At 45.8% G+C, this 1,203-nt stretch carries 1 protein-coding gene; it reads left to right on the top strand.

What is annotated here, in order from left to right:
• Nucleotides 1-27: 27 nt before the first annotated feature.
• Nucleotides 28-1,203, top strand: a 1,176-nt coding sequence (locus tag KNP87_RS17185; RefSeq protein ID WP_214722386.1) for an IS1182 family transposase, incomplete at its 3' end; no start/stop codon positions are given.

The following is a 1,203-nucleotide window of genomic DNA, read 5'->3' as shown; positions in this document are numbered from 1 at the left end:
TAGACATTCGAAAGAGGAGGACTCATTATGATGGGAAAAAGAGACCAACATCATCGTTCTGAGAACATCACCATCACATTGGAACAATTGGTCCCGCAGGACCATCTCGTTCGAAAAGTGGACCAGGTCATGGACTTTGAATTCATCTATCCTTTAGTAGAGAAACTGTATTGTGAAAATAACGGAAGACCTAGTATCGATCCTGTTCTATTGATTAAGATGGCACTTCTCCAATACCTGTTTGGTATTCCATCGATGCGTCGGACCATCAAGGAGATTGAGACGAACGTCGCGTATCGGTGGTTTCTCGGAATCGGGCTGGATGAGAAAGTGCCACACTTCTCTACTTTCGGAAAAAATTACGTCCGGCGTTTTCAGGACACGGATGTGTTCGAAACCATCTTTTATCGTATCCTCTCACAAGCTGTCGATGCTGGGTTCGTGGACCCTTCGGTCCTATTCATGGATTCCACACACATCAAGGCGAACGCGAACAAACGGAAGTTCAAGAAAAAAAAGATTGTCCGTCGCGCTATCCAACAGTATAAAGAAGAACTCGACCTGGAAATCAACGAGGATCGGGTACTTCATGGAAAAAAGCCCTTCCCCCCCAAGGAGAGCCGTCTTGAAACAAGGGAAATCAAGGAAAGTACGACAGATTCCGAGAGTGGTTATTACGTGAAGGGGGAACGTGAACGACTATTCGCTTATTCTTGCCATACAGCCTGTGATCGAAATGGCTTCGTACTTGGACTGATCCTCACACCTGGCAATGTACATGACAGTAAAATGCTTGAACCTCTTCTTGAGTCCGTCAGTCATCGTTTTGGTCAGCCATTCGCTGTCGTAGCTGACTCTGCCTACAAGACCGTCCAACTCGCACGTCATCTCCTTCAACGAAACATCTTACCAGTTTTTCCTTATAACCGCCCCAGAGGGGTGAAAGGAATGTTCAAAACGAAAGACTTCTATTACGACGAATACTATGACTGTTATTTGTGTCCTAAGAATCAAGTTCTTCGTTATCGGACGACCAATCGAGAGGGCTATCAGGAATACGTCTCTGCCCCCACAATCTGTGCGTCGTGCTCTTTTCTTTCAAGATGCACGAAGAGCCAAGAGAATAAAAAAATGATCCTGCGTCATGTCTGGCAGGAAGCAATGGATGAGGTGGAGCATTTACGGCATACTTCCGTGAATCGT

Origin of the sequence: Exiguobacterium sp. s192 (assembly GCF_018618795.1) — a bacterium.
GTDB lineage: Bacteria > Bacillota > Bacilli > Exiguobacteriales > Exiguobacteriaceae > Exiguobacterium_A > Exiguobacterium_A undae.
The sequence above is the reverse complement of the archived record's forward strand: the minus strand, read 5'-3'. Positions and strand labels throughout refer to the sequence as shown.